Source organism: Collinsella aerofaciens, assembly GCF_028209395.1.
GTDB classification, from domain to species: Bacteria; Actinomycetota; Coriobacteriia; order Coriobacteriales; family Coriobacteriaceae; genus Collinsella; species Collinsella aerofaciens_AZ.
In genome coordinates, this window is the sequence record NZ_JAQLDQ010000012.1 from 29287 (window position 1) to 46102 (window position 16816).

Annotated in this window: 13 protein-coding genes; 8 read left to right on the forward strand and 5 right to left on the reverse strand. The window is 59.6% G+C overall.

Features of this window, described 5'->3' with window-relative positions; translation table 11 throughout:
- Window positions 1–122 precede the first annotated feature (122 nt).
- On the forward strand, window positions 123–1112 hold the full coding sequence (locus tag PMW67_RS06070; RefSeq protein ID WP_117778468.1) for a hypothetical protein: 990 nt from the start codon (window positions 123–125) through the stop codon (window positions 1110–1112).
- Between the two features lie 12 nt (window positions 1113–1124).
- Here the strand turns inward: PMW67_RS06070 and PMW67_RS06075 are convergent, their stop codons facing one another.
- Complete coding sequence (locus PMW67_RS06075) at window positions 1125–2306, reverse strand: cation diffusion facilitator family transporter (RefSeq protein WP_161194641.1); 1182 nt, start codon at window positions 2304–2306, stop codon at window positions 1125–1127.
- A 218-nt stretch (window positions 2307–2524) separates the two neighbouring features.
- Between PMW67_RS06075 and PMW67_RS06080 the strand changes: the two genes are divergently transcribed.
- Window positions 2525–3862, forward strand: a complete 1338-nt coding sequence (locus tag PMW67_RS06080) for a TFIIB-type zinc ribbon-containing protein (protein WP_271739098.1) — start codon at window positions 2525–2527, stop codon at window positions 3860–3862.
- Window positions 3863–3919: 57 nt separating this feature from the next.
- Here PMW67_RS06080 and PMW67_RS06085 read toward each other — a convergent pair whose 3' ends face one another.
- The 4 genes from PMW67_RS06085 to PMW67_RS06100 all read right to left on the reverse strand — a co-directional run bounded on the left by PMW67_RS06085 (window position 3920) and on the right by PMW67_RS06100 (window position 9421).
- Complete coding sequence (locus PMW67_RS06085; RefSeq protein WP_271739100.1) at window positions 3920–4969, reverse strand: PDDEXK nuclease domain-containing protein; 1050 nt, start codon at window positions 4967–4969, stop codon at window positions 3920–3922.
- 268 nt (window positions 4970–5237) lie between these two features.
- Window positions 5238–7706, reverse strand: coding sequence for a phosphatidylinositol-specific phospholipase C (locus PMW67_RS06090; protein ID WP_271739101.1), 2469 nt, complete (start codon window positions 7704–7706; stop codon window positions 5238–5240).
- 305 nt (window positions 7707–8011) lie between these two features.
- Window positions 8012–8605, reverse strand: a complete 594-nt coding sequence (locus PMW67_RS06095; RefSeq protein WP_271739102.1) for a hypothetical protein — start codon at window positions 8603–8605, stop codon at window positions 8012–8014.
- 216 nt (window positions 8606–8821) lie between these two features.
- Window positions 8822–9421 (reverse strand): hypothetical protein, encoded by a 600-nt coding sequence (locus PMW67_RS06100; protein WP_271739104.1) that lies wholly within the window; start codon window positions 9419–9421, stop codon window positions 8822–8824.
- A 341-nt stretch (window positions 9422–9762) separates the two neighbouring features.
- Between PMW67_RS06100 and PMW67_RS06105 the strand changes: the two genes are divergently transcribed.
- From PMW67_RS06105 to PMW67_RS06130, 6 genes are all read left to right on the forward strand, one after another.
- Window positions 9763–10614, forward strand: a complete 852-nt coding sequence (locus PMW67_RS06105) for a zinc ribbon domain-containing protein (protein WP_271739106.1) — start codon at window positions 9763–9765, stop codon at window positions 10612–10614.
- A 185-nt stretch (window positions 10615–10799) separates the two neighbouring features.
- Window positions 10800–11432, forward strand: coding sequence for a cyclodeaminase/cyclohydrolase family protein (locus tag PMW67_RS06110; protein ID WP_158555253.1), 633 nt, complete (start codon window positions 10800–10802; stop codon window positions 11430–11432).
- A gap of 2 nt (window positions 11433–11434) precedes the next feature.
- Window positions 11435–12289: a bifunctional 5,10-methylenetetrahydrofolate dehydrogenase/5,10-methenyltetrahydrofolate cyclohydrolase gene (locus PMW67_RS06115; RefSeq protein ID WP_271739109.1), complete on the forward strand. Its 855-nt coding sequence runs from the start codon at window positions 11435–11437 to the stop codon at window positions 12287–12289.
- A 365-nt stretch (window positions 12290–12654) separates the two neighbouring features.
- Window positions 12655–14178, forward strand: a complete 1524-nt coding sequence (locus tag PMW67_RS06120; protein WP_271739111.1) for a C69 family dipeptidase — start codon at window positions 12655–12657, stop codon at window positions 14176–14178.
- A 148-nt stretch (window positions 14179–14326) separates the two neighbouring features.
- Entirely contained in the window at window positions 14327–14743 is a 417-nt protein-coding gene (locus PMW67_RS06125) for a hypothetical protein (protein ID WP_117637319.1), read from the forward strand.
- Between the two features lie 8 nt (window positions 14744–14751).
- Window positions 14752–16515 (forward strand): ABC1 kinase family protein, encoded by a 1764-nt coding sequence (locus PMW67_RS06130; RefSeq protein WP_271739113.1) that lies wholly within the window; start codon window positions 14752–14754, stop codon window positions 16513–16515.
- Window positions 16516–16816: the final 301 nt, after the last annotated feature.

Consider the following 16816-nt stretch of genomic DNA (forward strand, 5'->3'; position numbering starts at 1 on the left):
TTTTTATCCTTAGGCCCGCGCATGTCTTGTAGATACCGACGGGCTCTGCCCATCATAGGCTTTTGCGCGGGTAGAATGCATGGATAACTTGATGCTCACGCGCGACGGAAAGGAATCGTTGCATGGATCAGGACAAGACAACCGTGATGGGCGGCTACGGTTCCGCGCAGGCTGGCGATAGCGCCGATGCGACCCGCGTTGTTCCCAACCCCGGATATACCGACCCCGCCGCGACGCAGCCTTCTGCCGAGCCCACCCGGGTTATGGGCTATGGCGACACGGCGCAGGATTCTTGCGCTGCATCTTCGCAAGGCCCCTATGGCAACGCAGCTCCGGACCCGTTTGATTATGCGTCGCAGGATTCTTATGCCGCTTCGACACCGAATCCCTATGATGACCTGCCGCAGAATCCCATTCCGCAGCCTCAGCAGACGACGTATATGCCTCGCACGGCGCAGCCTCGCTACGAGTCGCGCGAGCCGTATCGCGAGTACCCCAAGTCGATTCCGCAATATGGCGAGGACGAGGAGAAGAAGCCGTCGCGTTCGTCGAGCGTGATCAAGAAGATCCTCATCGTGCTGGCGATCTTCTTTGCGCTGTCGGTTGTGTTTGCCATCGTGTCGGGCATGCTCAACAAGCGAGGGAGTTCAACGGCCGATACCACTGCCGAGCAAACCGAGTCCGCCTCGTCTAGCACCGTCGATCTGAGCGATATCCCGGGGCAGTACTGGTCCAACGCCAAAAAGCTTCTCAAGTCGCGCGGCGCCGATCTTTCGAATGCCGTGGTCCTGACTGATGATGGCTCAACGCCCGTCATCGATGCCAACTGGGTCGTTACTTCTGCCTACTATAACGACAACGGCAACCTCGAAATTCAACTCACGCACAAGAACAGCTCGGGCAACTCGTCCGGCGGCCAAAGCGGTACCGACAGCTCGAGCTCCAATACGCTGGAGGACTTGAGCAACAAGGCACAGGAGTTGGGAGACAAGGCGCAAGAGCTGGGCGATACGGCACAAAACCTGGGCGACACCGCGCAGAACTTGGGCGACATGGCGACGGATGCCTGGAACGCACTGCAAAACGGCATCTCGGGCGCGCAGGGAAACTAGCTGTTAAGCGGGCTACAGCTGCTCTGCTGGACGGTCGGGCGAACTAAAGCCCGAGTCAAACGTAACGACGCATGAGACGTTGGGCCGGCGCTCGTGCACGATGCGCGTGACGAGCTCCAGCAGCTCCTCGTCGGATATGTCAAAGCCGTCGGGGCGCACCAGGTCAAACGAAACGAACCCGTCGTGCTCGTGCAGGTCGTGGATGGAGAGCGCGGGATCGATCTGCATGACGCCGCGCTTGACCCAGCCGCGCAGATCATCGCCGGTTGTCGCGATGGGGTCGCAGTGCAGCGTGATGCCAATGCCCATCTGGCGCTTGATGTCGTGCTCGATGGTGTCCAGGATCTCGTGGTGCTCAAATGCGTCGCCCTCGCCGGGCATCTCCACGTGGGCGCTGGCAAACTGACGACCGGGGCCGTAGTCGTGCACCATCAGGTCGTGTGTGCCCAAGACCTGCGGATAGGACATGATCTTGTCGCGGATTGCCTGGACGAGCTTGGGGTCGGGCGCTTGCCCCAGCAACGGGCTGATGGCGTCGCGCACCAGGCCCATGCCACTGATGCAGATGAAGACGCCCACGCCCAGGCCCGCCCAGCCGTCGAGGTCAAAGCCGGTCGTCTGCGAAATAAGCGCTGCGGCCAGGACCGATCCCGAGGTGATGACGTCGTTTTTGGAGTCCTGTGCTGTGGCGATGAGTGTTTCGGAATCGATACGGTTGCCCAGCGCACGGTTGAATGCGGCCATCCAGAATTTGACGAGCATGGACAAGACGAGAGCGGCTAGGGAGACCAGCGTGTAGGCGGTGGGGGAGGGCTTGATGATCTTAGTGACCGACTCGAGGATCAGGTTGATGCCGACGGCGCAAACCAGGACGGCGACGAACAGACCGGCTAGGTACTCGTAGCGACCGTGGCCATAGGGGTGGCCTTCGTCTGCCGGGCGGCTGGCAAGGCGGAACCCGAGCAGGCTCACGATGTTGCTCGAGGCGTCGGAGAGGTTGTTGAAGGCGTCGGCGATGAGCGAGACAGAGCCGGCGAGCAGGCCCGCGATGCCCTTGGCCAGGCACAGAGTGATGTTGAGGCCAATGCAGATGAGGCTTGCGGCGAAGCCCGCGTTGGTGCGGCAGGAGGTATCGACCGGCTCGCCCTCGCTGCCGGGAACAAGCGTATGTACCAGCCGATTTACAAATAGCATAGCGGTCGTCCTCACAATCATGTTTAAGGGGATAGTGTAGCTCGCGCGGAGGCGCTGTGCACCGATGCTCAGAAAATGCAGTAATGGTCTGCCGGTGCTAACGAGCGAGCCTTCTCGTCTGCCTGGGTGGTCCATTTTGGGCCACATGGGTATGGGCATGTGCCTGTTTGCTCGACATACTTAACGTCGATAGCCCCTGTGCAAAGGAGGACGTTTCCATGGACGAGATGTTTGCCATTAAATGTCAAAACTGCGGCGGCCCTATGTACTCGCACCAGGCTAAGCGCAGCTTTGAGTGCGCCTATTGCGGCGCGGTCATTCCGTGGCAGGCGGACGCCGGAGAGCCCAAGAGCGCTTTGGGCATTCGCCATACGCCGTTGACGGTGGTGGATGGACTGCTCAAGCTCACGCATGTGTCGCAACTCGAGCGCCCGGAGGACCCGGACTGGTATTTCTTCAATTCGCACTGGCGCAATCAGTCGGTCCTGGAACATCTGCTGTGGGAGGATTGCGGCACGGCGCAGGAGTTCCAAGAGGCCACGCATGTGAGCATTCCCTGCCCCTTCTGCGGAGCGTCCTTTGAGGGCGAGTCAACGCAGCGTGTGTTTGAGTGCCCGTCCTGCGGCAACAAGATCGGCATTGCCGACCTGCTCAAGCCCGGTACGTTTAGCAAGCGCCTGACCTTGGGCGTGGGTGCGGAGTATGTGCCGGAGCAGGGTATTCCATGCGAAATCTCGCCGCAGCAGGCGCGTGCCAACGCACTGCAGCTGGTGCGTCAGTACCCCGACGCCTTTGCCGGGCACGATGTAGAAGATGCGATCCAAAACGACATGATGCTCTTCTACTTCCCCATGGCGCTCGCGGATTTGCGCATGATGGCGTCCTTCCCGGGCAAGGGCCTGAGCAAGGAAACCCTGGTGTACTACGAGGTGCTCGACTGGGCGTATCCGCGGGCAAACTACCTGGACATTCGCCTCATGGGCATTTTGGAGCCGTGGGACTTTGCCAAGGTCGGTCCGTTCGATCCCGCCATGCAGGAAGGCGATTTCCGCGTTGTCTCCGTCGATGCATCTACCAAGGACCAGGTGGTCATTGATAAGCTGGCGCTCGACATTGCCGGCAACGATGCCGAGGCGGTACTGGGGCTCAATAAAAAGAGCATTCGCATGTGGGCGCGCAAGGCCCGCAAGCAAAAGGACGGTCTGGTGATGGTGCCGGTCTACTTTGTCGATCGTCCGGCGACGGATAGCCGCGACGGCGAGCAGGTGCGCATCGCCGTGAACGGCCAGACGGGCCGCGCGGCCGCGGTGGTGTTTAGCGACAAGCGCGAGACGCATATCGTGGCGCCGCTCAACCTGAGCCTTCATCTGTCCGGCGAGAGCACCGTGCACGCCACGCCCATCGAGGTCAAATACGTTAAGTCGCCGTTTCTGTACCAGATCGTGCGCCGTGGAGGCGGCGAGCAACCGCGCCAGGTTGCAGCCGCCGTCGAGGGTTCCTACCGAGAAGAAAAGCCCAAACGCAAGGGCTTGCTCGCTGCGATCTTTGGGAAGTAGGGAAGCGCAGCGCGGGACGGCTCACAGGCGTGCGGGCGTTTCGGTCGCAACGTGCTGCTACCCTTGCGTTTCGCCATTGGTCGCTTCGTTGATGGCGCGGTACTCGGCACTCAGCTCGCGCGCCAGCTCTTCCTTGCTTGGAAGATACGGCAGGTATTTGGCGGCAAACACTTGGTCGTTGTCTTCGGGCAGCGTGTACTCGACGATCGAATCGCTTTTGTCCGCGCAGAGCACGATGCCTATGGGCGGATTGTCGCCTTCGTTCATGAGCTCACGCGTGTAGTAGTTCACATACATTTGCATCTGGCCCAGGTCCTGATGCGTAAGGTCATCGGTCTTAAGGTCGATGAGCACGAAGCAGCGCATCAGATAGTTGTAAAAAACAAGGTCAATATAGAAATGGCGCCCATCAAAGGTGATGCGCTTTTGGCGCGCCTCGAAAGCGAAGCCACGGCCAAGCTCCAGCAGGAACTTCTGAAGATGTGTGATGAGCGCCTGCTCTAGATCGCTCTCGCGAAACGCAGTATCGTCCGAGAAACCTAAAAACTCCAGTACATATGGATCGCGGATGATATCCTCGGGGCGACGAGCTGGGGCGCTCTTTTGGATTTCTTGGGTGACAGCCTCCTTGTCTTTGCTGGCAAGTAGGCGCTCGCGGAACATGGTGTTGATCTGGCGTTCGAGCTGGCGCGTGCTCCAGCGAGAGTCGGCGCATTCGTTCATGTACCAGGTGCGAGCTTCGGGGTCAGGAATGCGTATTAACCTGCGGTAATGTGTCCAGCTCAATTCGGGACGCAGTGAGTCCCGAATTGGAAATGCAAGATAGAACTGACGCATTTTGCGCAGCTCTCTTGCTCCAAAACCTTTACCAAAATCCTTGGTAAGTCTGATTGCGAGGGCCTTGAGCAGCGCCTCTCCATACTTGGCGCGCTCCTCTCCGCCCTGCTCGTCAACAATGCTCTTGCCGATCTCCCAATACGCCTCAACCATCGCAAAGTTAACGGCGGTATAGGCCTTGTCGCGAGCGGCGTTGAGAATCGAGGAAACCTGCTTGTAAAAAACTTCTGGCACGATTGCCGATTCTCCACGGTTTACCAGTTCGCCCATCACTGTCGCCCCACTTTCCTCTTGTGGAATGCATCTTTATCGCATTTAGTTTAAAGCCTCGCGCGGACACGAATTGCTGTGCTGTCTGGCACCTTCGCATGGGAGCCTTGCGGTGACTAAAATGTGGCCATAGAGGCAGTTTTAGCGAATCCCGCGGGAGTGACACGTATGGATAACAACACTTTGCTACTCCTTCATGTCAAAAATAGGGGCGCAGAACGGTATTCTGCGCCCCTGATTGAGCCGATGCGTCTGAAAGCCGGCTTGCCTATTCGCTAGCGCCTTCGCTGTCTTCGCGATCGTTGGCAAGCATTGCCGCGCCGGCGACCGTTGTCGCCACGGCGGCGGCAGCGAGCCCGGCGGCAATGCCAGAGCCGTCGCCCGTGCCGGCGAGTTTTCCGCCCGAGCCCTTGCCCTTGTTGCTCTTACCGTTCTTGTCCGCGCTGCCCGCGTTGGCATCGTTGCCGGTGTCGCCCGCGTCGCCCGAAGCCGTCACAGTAAAGCTTGCGGCTCCGTCGGTGGCAAGCTCGTAGTTCTGCGCCGCGTCGCCCAAAAGGCCTTTCGCGCGCACCCAGTACGCCCCTGCGGTAAATGCCTCGCCTTCGGCCATTGCCGTGCCCGGCACGCCGTTTGCATCGTGCATAAACTCGAGCTGGGCGGTGCAGGCATCGCCTTCGAGCTTGCCCTCGAGCGGCGCCGCGATCTTTGCGCGCACGTCCTCGCCGGCCTTAAGGCCCTCGAGCCCTTCAAAGTGGGGCGTCAGTGCGCGCGGGTCGATATCGATGGGCACGGAACCCTGCAGTTCCGTAACGGTCTCGTTGCCCAGGGCGTCGACATCCACGTATTCGATAGCAAACGTGTTGCCCGAAGCCGCCACGCTGAGTACGTTACTGCTGTCGACAAGGCGGAAACGACCCTCGCCAACGGTCTTTCCATCCTGGAGTGAGGCATCGCTCAACGAGTCGCCGTATGTCATGCGTATACGGGTCGGGAGGTAGTACGAAACGGTCTGCTTGTGCTTCGCATCGTAATTGCGCTGGTAGATGCTTCGGGCCAGTGCCGCATCAACAAAGTCGGACGCAATGATGCCAATGTGCTTGAGGCAGTCCTCCTTTGTGCTCTCATTTCCGGTGCTGTTTATATACTGGCTCTTGTATAGATGCTCGTTGACCACTCGTGCTGCGGTAAAAGGATTGCTTCCTTGCTTGTAGTTCGTGCAGCTGGTGTAGTTGATACACCAGCTGTGCTCCAGGACCTTTACCTTGGCCCCGTCATTGTCCTCGACGTCCACCATGATGCGGGCGAGCTTGGTTGTCTCCTGCAGCGCCATATCGACCCAGCCGATTTTGTCGGTTCCTGTGCATTCGTAATGGTCCTGGGCGTATACCTTGGTGCAATAGGGCTCTTCGTCACCCGTTTTCCCCACGGCTTCAAAGCCCCGCTCGTCTCGAACGAGACACATAGAGGTGCTGTCGGTGTGTGCTGCGATTTTGTCGTCCCATTGGGTGAGGTCGAGGCCCCATGTGTGGCTGCTTACGCTGTTGCCGGCGAGCCCAAACCGACGCAGCAGGACGATCTTTCCGCGCACCTCGCCCAGCGTGGGGATGCGGCTCGATGTGTAGAACAGGTCGGGGTTCTCATCAAAAACCTTGCCCAAGGCCGTCGTGAGGCTTTCGTCGGTAGCCTCGTCATTGCCCCGCGACACGAGCATGATGAGCGCTTCTGTCGGGTTTTCGCTCAAAAACGTATTGAAGTACCCGATGACATCGGAGAGATGCATAAAGTTCCCGTCTTTTTTGAGCAGGTAACAAGCTCCGTGGTCGATGCCGGGGTCGCCGTTCTCGTCGTTCTTTCCAAGTCGGATATCAAAATAGCGAACGCCTTCGAGCAACTGCGTGGGGATGTAATCCTGCTGGCATTTTGCTTGGGAGGATTGGGGCTCGGTGTCGTTGTCCACGCTGCAGGTGCCCGAATCGTGCGTGCCCGGGATGCTCAGTTCGTCGAGGAACTTGTTGTTGTCGACGTATTTCATCCAACATGGCCCGTCGGCGTAGCTGCTATACCTGATCCAGTCGATACTGCTAACCGTGGTATTGATCTTGCCCATGTCGTAACCGACAAGCTCGAGCTCCCACGGAATGTCCTTCCTCTTATGGCAGATCTTGTTGTTGTCCTGGTCTTTGCCGTCCTTTTCTATGGCCAGGTAATTAATGTCTTTTTTCTCGTTTGTGCGGTCTCGGATGATGTAGGTTCCGTTTAACTGGCGTTCAAACGCAAAAGCGCGGCTGGGCTTGTCGTCATACTCGCCACTCCATACGTGGATGACCTTTCCATCTTTGTCCGAGTCGCCATCGACCGACCAAATGCTGTAGCCCGTCTTCTTGTGCTCTTCGAAATTGAGCAGGGTGCGGATGGCATACCAATTTTTATTTTCTGTATCGGTCACTACGTGCTCAAGGATGAGCTTGCTGGACGTGCCGTCATTAAACAGGTGGCAGACGTTGCCGATGACGTTGCCGTCTTCGTTGACGCTTGCGGTGCGAAAATAGCCCGCGGGGCGAAGGCGAATGACGAAATTATGGAGGCTCTTCGCCGGTGTGGGCACGTCTTCTGCAAATGCCGCGCGCACGGGAAGGCCCAGCGCCGCGGTTTCGGGCAGGCTTGCAAATGGCGACAATGCTGCGAGTCCTAGGCCCAACGTGAATGCTCGACGGCTGATTGCTTGGTGCTCGGTCATAACTCCTCCATTCGCAGGGTGCGGTTGTGCGCTCGTTTTGGTCACTATACTGCCCGGATGTCCAAAGGCATCGGCTCAATTGTCTGCGCGGCGCTATAAATCGGCGGGCGGACGCACCGGGGTGCTTGTCGTTTTCGTACTGTTGCCACATTTGGGGCGGTTCCAGCGTCCGGCATCCTCGCGTTCGTCGGTTACCGGTATAAGAAAGGGAGGGTCGGTTTACCGGCCCTCCCTGGGTATGAAGCGCTGGGGCACCGCCGCTTGTTAGCACCGCGCTCGTGTTACCCGCTGCGCTCGCGAGTCGCTTAGCGCTTAATCTCGATATCGTCGAGCTTAACGTCCATGGCTTCGGTCTTGGCCTTGGCGATGTCGTCGGCAAATTCCAGAGACTTCATCATGGTCTCGACGGCGTCCTTGTGCTCTTCGACGTTGTCGATGCACACGTAGACGCTGCCGCCGCCTGCTTCGGTGAAGTACTCAGTCGTCACGCCGCCCGAGTGTGTATAGGAAGCGTTGCGCCAGGTCTTGCCGTTGTACTTGACGGGATCATTCTCGGTCCACTCAAAGTCGGTCTTCCACTTGGCCTCGTAGTCAAACAGCTCGTCGGCGTTCTTGTCAGGGTCGAAGACGGGGATGAAGCGGTCGCTGGCGTGCTCGCTCTTGGTGAACTTAAACTGGGCCCTGTCGGCCGTGTCGCCGGCAACGTCGGTAATCTCGACGCCCTCGGGGACCTCGACCTTAAACCAAATGAAGTCGGTCCTCATATCCACGGTTGGCTTTTCCGCGCCGCCGCCACCGCTGCTGCCGGTAGCGCCACCGCTTCCGCCACAACCCACCAGGGCAACCGCGGCAAAGAGACTGATGCAGAGGGTGAGAATCGCAAAGGCCTTCTTTTTCATGGTCGTGTCCTCCTCGATCTGTAACCGCCCATGGATTACCTGTCTTTACTGTACGCGCGGGCGGCTCGTTCGGGTGGGCCATGTGTCCCATTCTGGGGGCCGGATTTGCGCCGGCAAGTGGCAATATGCGCGGGTGTAAAGAGGGGAGGGCCGATGCTGTCGGCCCTCCCCGGGTTGGGCGCCCGTTGTTTTAATGGGGCGCGTGCGGGTGCCCCGTTACTTGATCTCGATGCTCGAAATTTCGACTTCGCGTGCCTCGGAAACTGCCTCTTCCATGTCATCGGGGAACTCGATGGAGTTGAGGAGCGCCTCGGCTTCTTTCTTGTGCTGGTCGAAGTTCGAGATGAGGACGTAGACGCTTCCCGGCTCAACGTCGGTAAAAAGCATGGTTGAGATGCCGCTGTTGTCCTCGTATGTTCCGACGAGCCACGTCCTGCCGTTATACTCGACGGACCCGCCATCCTTCCACTGGAACGTGTCCCCCTTCTTTTCCGCCTGGTCGGCGTGGGATTCCTCGGCCGTCAGCGCTTTTTTCCAAACGGGGATAAAGCGATCGGCCGAGGCGTTCTCATCTTCGGGGAAGGTGAGCTGGACCCTGTCGGCATTCTTGCCGGCAGAGTCACTTACGCCGACGCCCTCGGGCATCTCGACCTTAAACCAGATGAAGTCGGTCTTCTTGGCGACGGGGGCCTTTTCCTTGCTCTCGCTCTTGGGGGCGCTGCCGCCGCCCGATGCGCTCCCGCCGCAGCCGACAAGGGCAAACGCGGCAAAGAGGGCGATGCAGAGGGAAAGGATTGATAGGGTCTTTTTCTTCATGATGGCGTCCTCCTTGTCTGCCGATGACATCACGGCGCCGCGGGTTGTTGGGGTACTGATTGCGCTGGCGGCGGATGTCTCTGTGTACTGTGCGGCGATACCTCCGTTCGTTGTTTGCGGCCGTCGCTCGGCCGCGCCCCAACGGGTTCCTTACCTATAGATATGCCCCAGCTTGTGCTGCCCGGGAGTCTCGAAAGGTGGGCCATGTGTCCCATGTTTGGGGCACGGGGCGCATGGGACGGCACGGCTCAGCATCGACTTTTCCATGTTGCGCAACAGCGTCTTGGGTGGGGGCGTATAGACTTGGCTGTGACAAAAGCTAAACCACGAAAGGTCGAACGATGTTCTGTCAAAAATGCGGGCAGCAAGTTCCCGATGGATCGACGTTTTGTACGCACTGTGGGGCCTCGCTGGCGGGTGGTTCCGTGCCGACGCCTACGGCTGCCGCACCGACTTCTGCGCCCACGTCCGGCCCGGGCCTGACCCAGTCGATGCCGCCGGTCGCGCCCGCACCTCAAAAGCCTAAGAGCAAAGCTCCGATTGTCATCGCGGTGGCGTGTGCCGCCGTGGTACTCCTTGGGGGCGGCACGGTGTTTGCGCTTACGGTGCTAAACGGGTCAAAGAGTTCCGGCACGCAGATTTCGGTGGTCGATACCGGGTCTTCGGACGAGCAGGATTCTTCTGCCAAGAAGAAGAGCGACAAGTCCAAGTCCAAGGAATCCTCGTCGTCCGATGACGAGGCCGTTCCCGAGGACGAGTCGGCATACTACGGTTCGGGCGATTCGGACGATTACCTAACCGACGTGCATACGTACACGAACGACATGCATCCTTATAGCATGTCGATTCCCAATCGCTTTGAGATGGAAGACACTCCCAACGGCAGCGGCGCTAGGTATGAGGACCCGGAGACGGGCTTTGTAATCAACCTGTTTGGCTACGTCAACGTTAACGACGAAACTGCACACGAGATGTTTGTCGATGAGGACACCTCGGGTAAGGCCGACCTCTATACCGCGGAGGGCGACAACTGGTACGTGGTTTCGTGGCGCGAGGGCGATACGATCATTTACGAAAAGACGATCGTCACGGATTCGACAATTGCCACGGCGCATTTGGAGTACTCGACCGCGAACCGCGACATGGGGTCGAAGATTATCGACACGCTGTTGCCGACGTTTCAGGTGGACTAGGCATCCGTGCCTATAGCCGGCAATCGGAAACGCCGATAGCCAGAGCTCCTGACAGTCTTTGTCTTATGGGCTAGACTGGCTTGGACAAGATCGATGAATGGGACAACCGCTTCCTGGCGTCGTTGTCCCATTTTTTATTATGCGTGCGGCCCATGGTGGCCGGCGCGGTGGGCAGAGGTGTTTCGATGAGCCAAGAGATGATGGACAAAACCTGCCGAGGGTTTGCCGAGGCGTTGGCTGCACGCGAGCCCGTTCCCGGCGGCGGTAGCGCCAGTGCGTTTGTGGGAGCACTGGGCGCCTCGCTGTGCGGGATGGTTGCTCGCTATGGCGCGACGAACCCCGCGCTTGCCGATCGCGCGGACGATCTGACGCGCGCATTCGCCCAGGCAGACGAGTTGGCACAGGAACTTGTGGGTCTGGTCGCCGAGGACGTTCGTGCGTACGGCCAGGTGTCTGCGGCGTACGGTATTTCGCGCGAGGATCCGGCTCGACCGGCCGCGATTCAGGATGCGCTGCACGTGGCGGCCATGCCGCCGTACCGCATTATGGATGCGTGCGGTCGTGCGCTGGCGCTGCTTGAGGACATGGCAGACAAGGGCTCGCGCCAGTTGCTGTCCGATGTGGCGTGTGGCGCCGTATTCTGCCGCGCCGCCATGCAGGGTGCGAGCCTGACGCTCTTTGCCAATACCACGTCTATGAAAGACCGGGCGCGCGCCGAGGAGCTCGAGGCGGCGTGCGATGAGCTGCTGGATACGTGGCTACCGCGCGCCGATGCTCTGGCGCGCCGCGCCGCTGACGCCGCAAGGAAGAGGGGATAGCCATGGCCGAGCTGCTCAAAGGGGTTCCCGTTGCCCGTGCTTTGACCGAGGAGCTCGTCGTCCGCTGCGCCGCCCTGCGCGAGCGCGGCGTTGTGCCGACGCTGGCCATCGTTCGCGTGGGCGAGCGCGAGGACGACCTGTCCTACGAGCGTGGTGCACTCAAGCGCTGCGAAAAGGTGGGCATCGAAGCTCGTCGCGTATTGCTGCCTGCCGATGTTTCGCAGGATGAGCTGCTGGCGGCTATTAAGGACATCAATGCCGACCCCACTGTTCACGGTTGTCTGATGTTTCGCCCGCTGCCTGCCGGTCTTGACGAGGATGCAGTTGCCGCGGCGCTCGATCCCGCCAAGGATGTTGACTCCATGACGCCGGCCTCGCTGCTTACCACGCTTTCGGGTCGTGGAGTGGGCTTTGCTCCTTGCACGGCTGAGGCCGTGTTGGCGTTGCTGGACCATTACGGCGTTGAGCTGGATGGTACCAAGGTTGCGGCGGTCGGTCGATCGCTGGTGATTGGCCGTCCCGTTGCCGCCATGCTTACGGCTCGCAATGCCACAGTGACGATGTGCCATACGCATACGCGCGACCTTGCTGCCGAGTGCCGTTCTGCCGACATCGTTGTTGCCGCGGTTGGACGCGCACGCACGATTGGCGCGGATGCGGTTCGCGAGGGCCAGACGGTCATCGATGTTGGCATTAATTGGGACGAGGCTGCTGGCAAGCTGGTCGGTGACGTTGATTTTGACGCTGTGGAGCCGGTTGTTGGCGCCATCACGCCCGTGCCGGGCGGCGTGGGCGCAGTGACGACGGCGATTCTCGCCAAACACGTGATCGAGGCGGCGGAGCGCGCATTGAACTAGGCATTTTTGGCTGATTAGGGGGTTAGATATATACTCCCGAGACACGCCGTGTGCAAAAAATGCCAAATATGAGTACTGTTGCCAAGCTAGTCACATATAATTTAGGTCATTTTGGCTCTCTAACGATATTTAGTATCGATAGGGAGCCTATTTTATTGGACCTTTGAGGAATTACATAGTCTAACTTTTGCACAAATGTAGACTTTCGACGCCCACGCCCGGCAAAATAGCTGCTACTAAATTGGTGTCAGTACTCATATTTGGCATTTTTTGCACACAGGGGTTGCTGTGGCCGTGGTTTCGCCCTTTTTGCGCCGAAGCGATACACTGTTGCCGTTTGATTTCTTCGCTCAAGGAGGATGCACATGCCGTGCACAACGATTTTGGTTGGTAAGAACGCGAGCTACGACGGGTCGACGCTTGTCGCCCGCAACGAGGACTCGTCCAACGGGGTGTTTGAGCCCAAGCGCATGCGCGTGGTGCATCCCGACGAGCAGCCGCGTGTCTACACGAGTGTCCTGAGCCACCTGACCGTTGAGCTGCCCGACAACCCCATGCGTTACACGAGCGTCCCCGACGTTGTCCCGGGCCATGGCATTTGGGCCGAGGCCGGCTTCAACGAGCTCAATGTTGGCATGTCCGCAACCGAGACACTCACCACCAACGAGCGCGTCCGCGGCGCCGATCCGCTCGTGGACTATGTACCCGCCAAGGGCAACGAGGGCGAGGACGGCTATGTTCCGGCCCAGCCCGGCGGACTGGGCGAGGAGGATATGGTGACCCTGGTGCTGCCGTACGCCACGTCCGCCCGCGACGGCGTGCGTATTTTGGGTGACCTGCTCGAGCGCTACGGCACCTACGAGAACAATGGCATCGCCTTTAGTGACGTTGACGAGATCTGGTGGCTCGAGACCATCGGCGGCCACCACTGGATCGCCAAGCGCGTGCCCGATGACGCCTATGTGACCATGCCCAACCAGCTGGGTATTGACAGCTTTGACCTGGACGACGCCGAGGGCGCTCAGGTCGACCACATGTGCTCTGCCGACCTGCGCTCCTGGATGGCAGAGTGGCATCTGGACCTAACGCTGGGCGTCGAGGGTGACGTTCCCGCCGCGGTCTTTAACCCGCGCGAGGCCTTTGGCTCGCACAGCGACAGCGATCACGTCTACAACACGCCGCGCGCCTGGTATATGCAGCGCTGCCTCAACCCCAGCGATGTGTGGGACGGTCCCGACGCCGACTACACGCCCGAGAGCGACGACATTCCCTGGAGCCGCGTGCCCGAGCGCAAGGTGACCATCGAGGACATCAAGTACGTGCTTTCGAGCCACTACCAGGGCACGGAGTACGACTGCTACGGCAGCAAGGGCACGCCCGCCACGCGCGGCGCCTATCGTCCCATCGGCATCAACCGCAACAGCCAGCTTGCCGTGCTGCAGCTGCGCCCCTATGCGCAGCCGGCGTATCGCGCCGTGCAGTGGATGGCGTTTGGCTCCAACTCGTTTAACGCGCTCGTACCGCTGTACGCCAATGTCGAGACCATGCCCGAGTACTATGCCGGCACGCAGGCTCGCGTGACGTCCGAGAATTTCTATTGGGCCAACCGCCTGATCGGTGCCCTGGCCGATGTTCGCTTCCATGAGTGCGGTCGCGCGGTCGAGGATTATCAGGAGAAGGTCGGCGGCATGGGCCACAAGCAGATTCACGACGTCGATGCCGCCGTGGCCGCGCTGCCCGAAGCCGAGGTGCCCGCCGAGCTCGCCCGCGCCAACGAGGAGTTTGCCGAGCGCGTGCGGGTGGAGACCGATGCTCTGTTGGGCAAGGTGCTCTACACCACGAGCTGTGCCATGAAGAACTCCTTCGCGATGAACGACAACGTAAGGTAAAGGCAACCTTGCAGCGAACGAGCGGGGCAAACGCCGTCAAAGGCTTTGGCCCGCTCGATTTCTATCTTGGCGGTAAAACGATTTTGTGTCGTTTACTCAATCTTGGGTACAAGAAGTCCAATGCAGTTGTTCATGATTGGAGCCAACCATGGTTATGAAACTCGATCAGCTTGTTAACGGTGCCATCAACGTGGGCTTCGGCGCCGCCGCCGTTGCCGTCGAGGGCGGCAAGAAGGTTCTCGACGACCTCGGTACCAAGGGCGAGCAGGTCCGCAAGGATGCCGGCACCCCCGATATCGCCCGCAGCGTGTCCGATATGTTCGAGCAGGCGGGTGGCACCATCTCCGACCTGACCGAGCGCCTGGGCATGCAGGGCGAGACTGCGGCGCAGCGCGTGCTCGATGAGCTCATCCTGGCGCGCGTCCGCGTTATGACCGCCCCCGAGCGTACGGCCTTCCTGGCCCATGTGCGCGACATCGTCGATTCGGTCGAGGACAACGTGACTTCGGTGCCCGTCGAGTCTGTTGAGCCCGACGATGCAGAGGATGCCGAAGAGGCCGAGTAGTAGCGCAGATGGCAGATTCCACCACCGATTACAACAATCAAGATCCCTTGGGTGACGAGGCGGCGGTTGTCGACGAGGTCGATGCCGCCGTCTCGGGCGCTCGCAAGAAGCCGCGCGCTGTCGATATGGTCCCCGAGGAGCCCGACGCGATGGCGCCGGATGAGGAATACCAGCTCACGCCGGCAGGTCGTCGTGAGCGCATTGGGCAGATCGTTCGCCTGATCAAAAAGTATCGCGTGTGGGACAACCTCACGCCGGTGCGCCTGCGTCGTCTGCTTGAAGAGCTCGGCCCTATGTTCGTCAAGATGGGGCAGATTCTGGCTAACCGCTCCGAGATTTTGCCGCAGCGGTTTTGCGACGAGCTGCGTCGTCTGCGCTCCGATGTAGAGCCGGTGCCGTATGAGGTAGTGCTCCGGTGTCTGGAAGAGGAGTACGGCCAGCGCCTGGGGCAGATGTTCGACGCGATCGACCCCAATCCGCTCGGAAGCGCGTCGCTCGCGCAGGTACACCGTGCCCGCCTGGTGACCGGCGAGGACGTGGCCGTTAAGGTGCAGCGCCCCGGCGCGCAGCAGGTGATGGCTCAGGATATCGACATCATCCGTTCGGTGGTGCGTATCGTCTCAAAGTTCGTCAACACCGACCAGTTTGTTGACCTGCACGGCGTGGTCGAAGAGCTGTGGACCTCGTTTCGCGAGGAAACCAACTTTTTGGCCGAGGCCAAAAACCTCAACGATTTCTATGAGTTCCATAAGAGCGTCCATGGCGTGTCGTGTCCCAAATCCTACTTGGACCTTTGCACCGAGCACGTCGTGGTCATGGACTACATTGACGGCATCTCGATTGCCGATCCCGAGCGCCTGGTGGCCGAGGGCTATGACCTGGAAAAGATCGGCTCGGCGATTGTCGAGGACTATTCGACGCAAGTGCTCGATGACGGCTTTTTCCATGCCGACCCGCATGCGGGAAACATCATCCTCAAGGACGGCATCGTCTACTTTATTGACCTGGGCATGGTTGGGCGCATGTCGAGCCACGACCGCGGTATCGTTAAGGACATGATTTTCGCCGTGGCCGAGGGCGACGTGCCCAAGCTCAAGGATTCGCTTATGCGCTTTGCCGTGACGCGCGGCGACTCGGCCGAGCTCGACCATTCGGCCTTTCTGTCCGATTTGGACTTTATCGTTGCCGACTTTGCGGGCCTCGACCTTAGGGACCTGGATATCGGCGAGTTTTTGACCTCGCTGCTAAACCTGGCGCGCAAAAACGACGTTGAGCTGCCGAGTGTGGTGACGATGTTTGCCCGCGGCATGGTGACACTCGAGGGTCTGCTGACCGAGTACATGCCCAACGTCAACATGATCCAGATTATCCAGACGCACATCAAAAACGAGAAGAGCACCTATGCGCGCATGCGCGATATGGGGCGCGATCTTGCCGCGAGCAGCTATCGCGCGGCAAAAGGCTCGCTCGAGGCGGCCGAGTATCTGGGCTTGGCGTCGCGTATGCTCACGCGCGGCCAGCTTAAGGTGAACACGCAGATTATGAGCAGCGATAAGGCGCTGCGACAGCTGGGTGGAATTATCGACCGCATGTCGATGGCAATTGTGATTGCCGGTCTGTTTATCGGTTCGTCGGTGGTGTACTACGCGCGTATCGAGCCGGTTGTGTTTGGTATCCCGGTCATTGGCTTTATGGGCTACGTGAGCGCGCTGGTGCTGGCGCTGATGCTGGGCCGCGAGATCTGGCGCAACAGTCACGGCGGCAAGCATTAACGATTTCCCGGGGTCGGGGAAACGGGTTATTTTGCCTTGCGTCGCGCCGGCGTGGGCTGGTCCGAACAAAACTATGCCGGTTTACGGGGCTGGAGTGCCGAACCTCGACCATGCCGAAATTCGCGCTTTTAAAACCGCAGGTAGATGAGTCGTTGGTTTTCGAAAATGGCAGATATGGTTGCGAGGTGCTGAATCATCCCCGTAATCCGGCATAGTTTTGAAACGGGCTATTCTTGCAAGGTCCGCCGACAGCCCTTCCTATCGCAAACCATAGCTTTTACCTTGGGCTTCGCCTGTGTGC

Excerpts from the sequence above, each read along its gene's own strand:
- PMW67_RS06115 (WP_271739109.1), top strand. The coding sequence starts at position 11,435 with ATGGCCGAGCTGCTCAAAGGGGTTCCCGTTGCCCGTGCTTTGACCGAG.
- PMW67_RS06080 (WP_271739098.1), top strand. The coding sequence starts at position 2,525 with ATGGACGAGATGTTTGCCATTAAATGTCAAAACTGCGGCGGCCCTATG.
- PMW67_RS06090 (WP_271739101.1), bottom strand. The coding sequence starts at position 7,706 with ATGACCGAGCACCAAGCAATCAGCCGTCGAGCATTCACGTTGGGCCTA.
- PMW67_RS06085 (WP_271739100.1), bottom strand. The coding sequence starts at position 4,969 with ATGGGCGAACTGGTAAACCGTGGAGAATCGGCAATCGTGCCAGAAGTT.
- PMW67_RS06075 (WP_161194641.1), bottom strand. The coding sequence starts at position 2,306 with ATGCTATTTGTAAATCGGCTGGTACATACGCTTGTTCCCGGCAGCGAG.
- PMW67_RS06130 (WP_271739113.1), top strand. The coding sequence starts at position 14,752 with ATGGCAGATTCCACCACCGATTACAACAATCAAGATCCCTTGGGTGAC.
- PMW67_RS06095 (WP_271739102.1), bottom strand. The coding sequence starts at position 8,605 with ATGAAAAAGAAGGCCTTTGCGATTCTCACCCTCTGCATCAGTCTCTTT.
- PMW67_RS06070 (WP_117778468.1), top strand. The coding sequence starts at position 123 with ATGGATCAGGACAAGACAACCGTGATGGGCGGCTACGGTTCCGCGCAG.
- PMW67_RS06100 (WP_271739104.1), bottom strand. The coding sequence starts at position 9,421 with ATGAAGAAAAAGACCCTATCAATCCTTTCCCTCTGCATCGCCCTCTTT.
- PMW67_RS06105 (WP_271739106.1), top strand. The coding sequence starts at position 9,763 with ATGTTCTGTCAAAAATGCGGGCAGCAAGTTCCCGATGGATCGACGTTT.
- PMW67_RS06110 (WP_158555253.1), top strand. The coding sequence starts at position 10,800 with ATGAGCCAAGAGATGATGGACAAAACCTGCCGAGGGTTTGCCGAGGCG.
- PMW67_RS06120 (WP_271739111.1), top strand. The coding sequence starts at position 12,655 with ATGCCGTGCACAACGATTTTGGTTGGTAAGAACGCGAGCTACGACGGG.
- PMW67_RS06125 (WP_117637319.1), top strand. The coding sequence starts at position 14,327 with ATGGTTATGAAACTCGATCAGCTTGTTAACGGTGCCATCAACGTGGGC.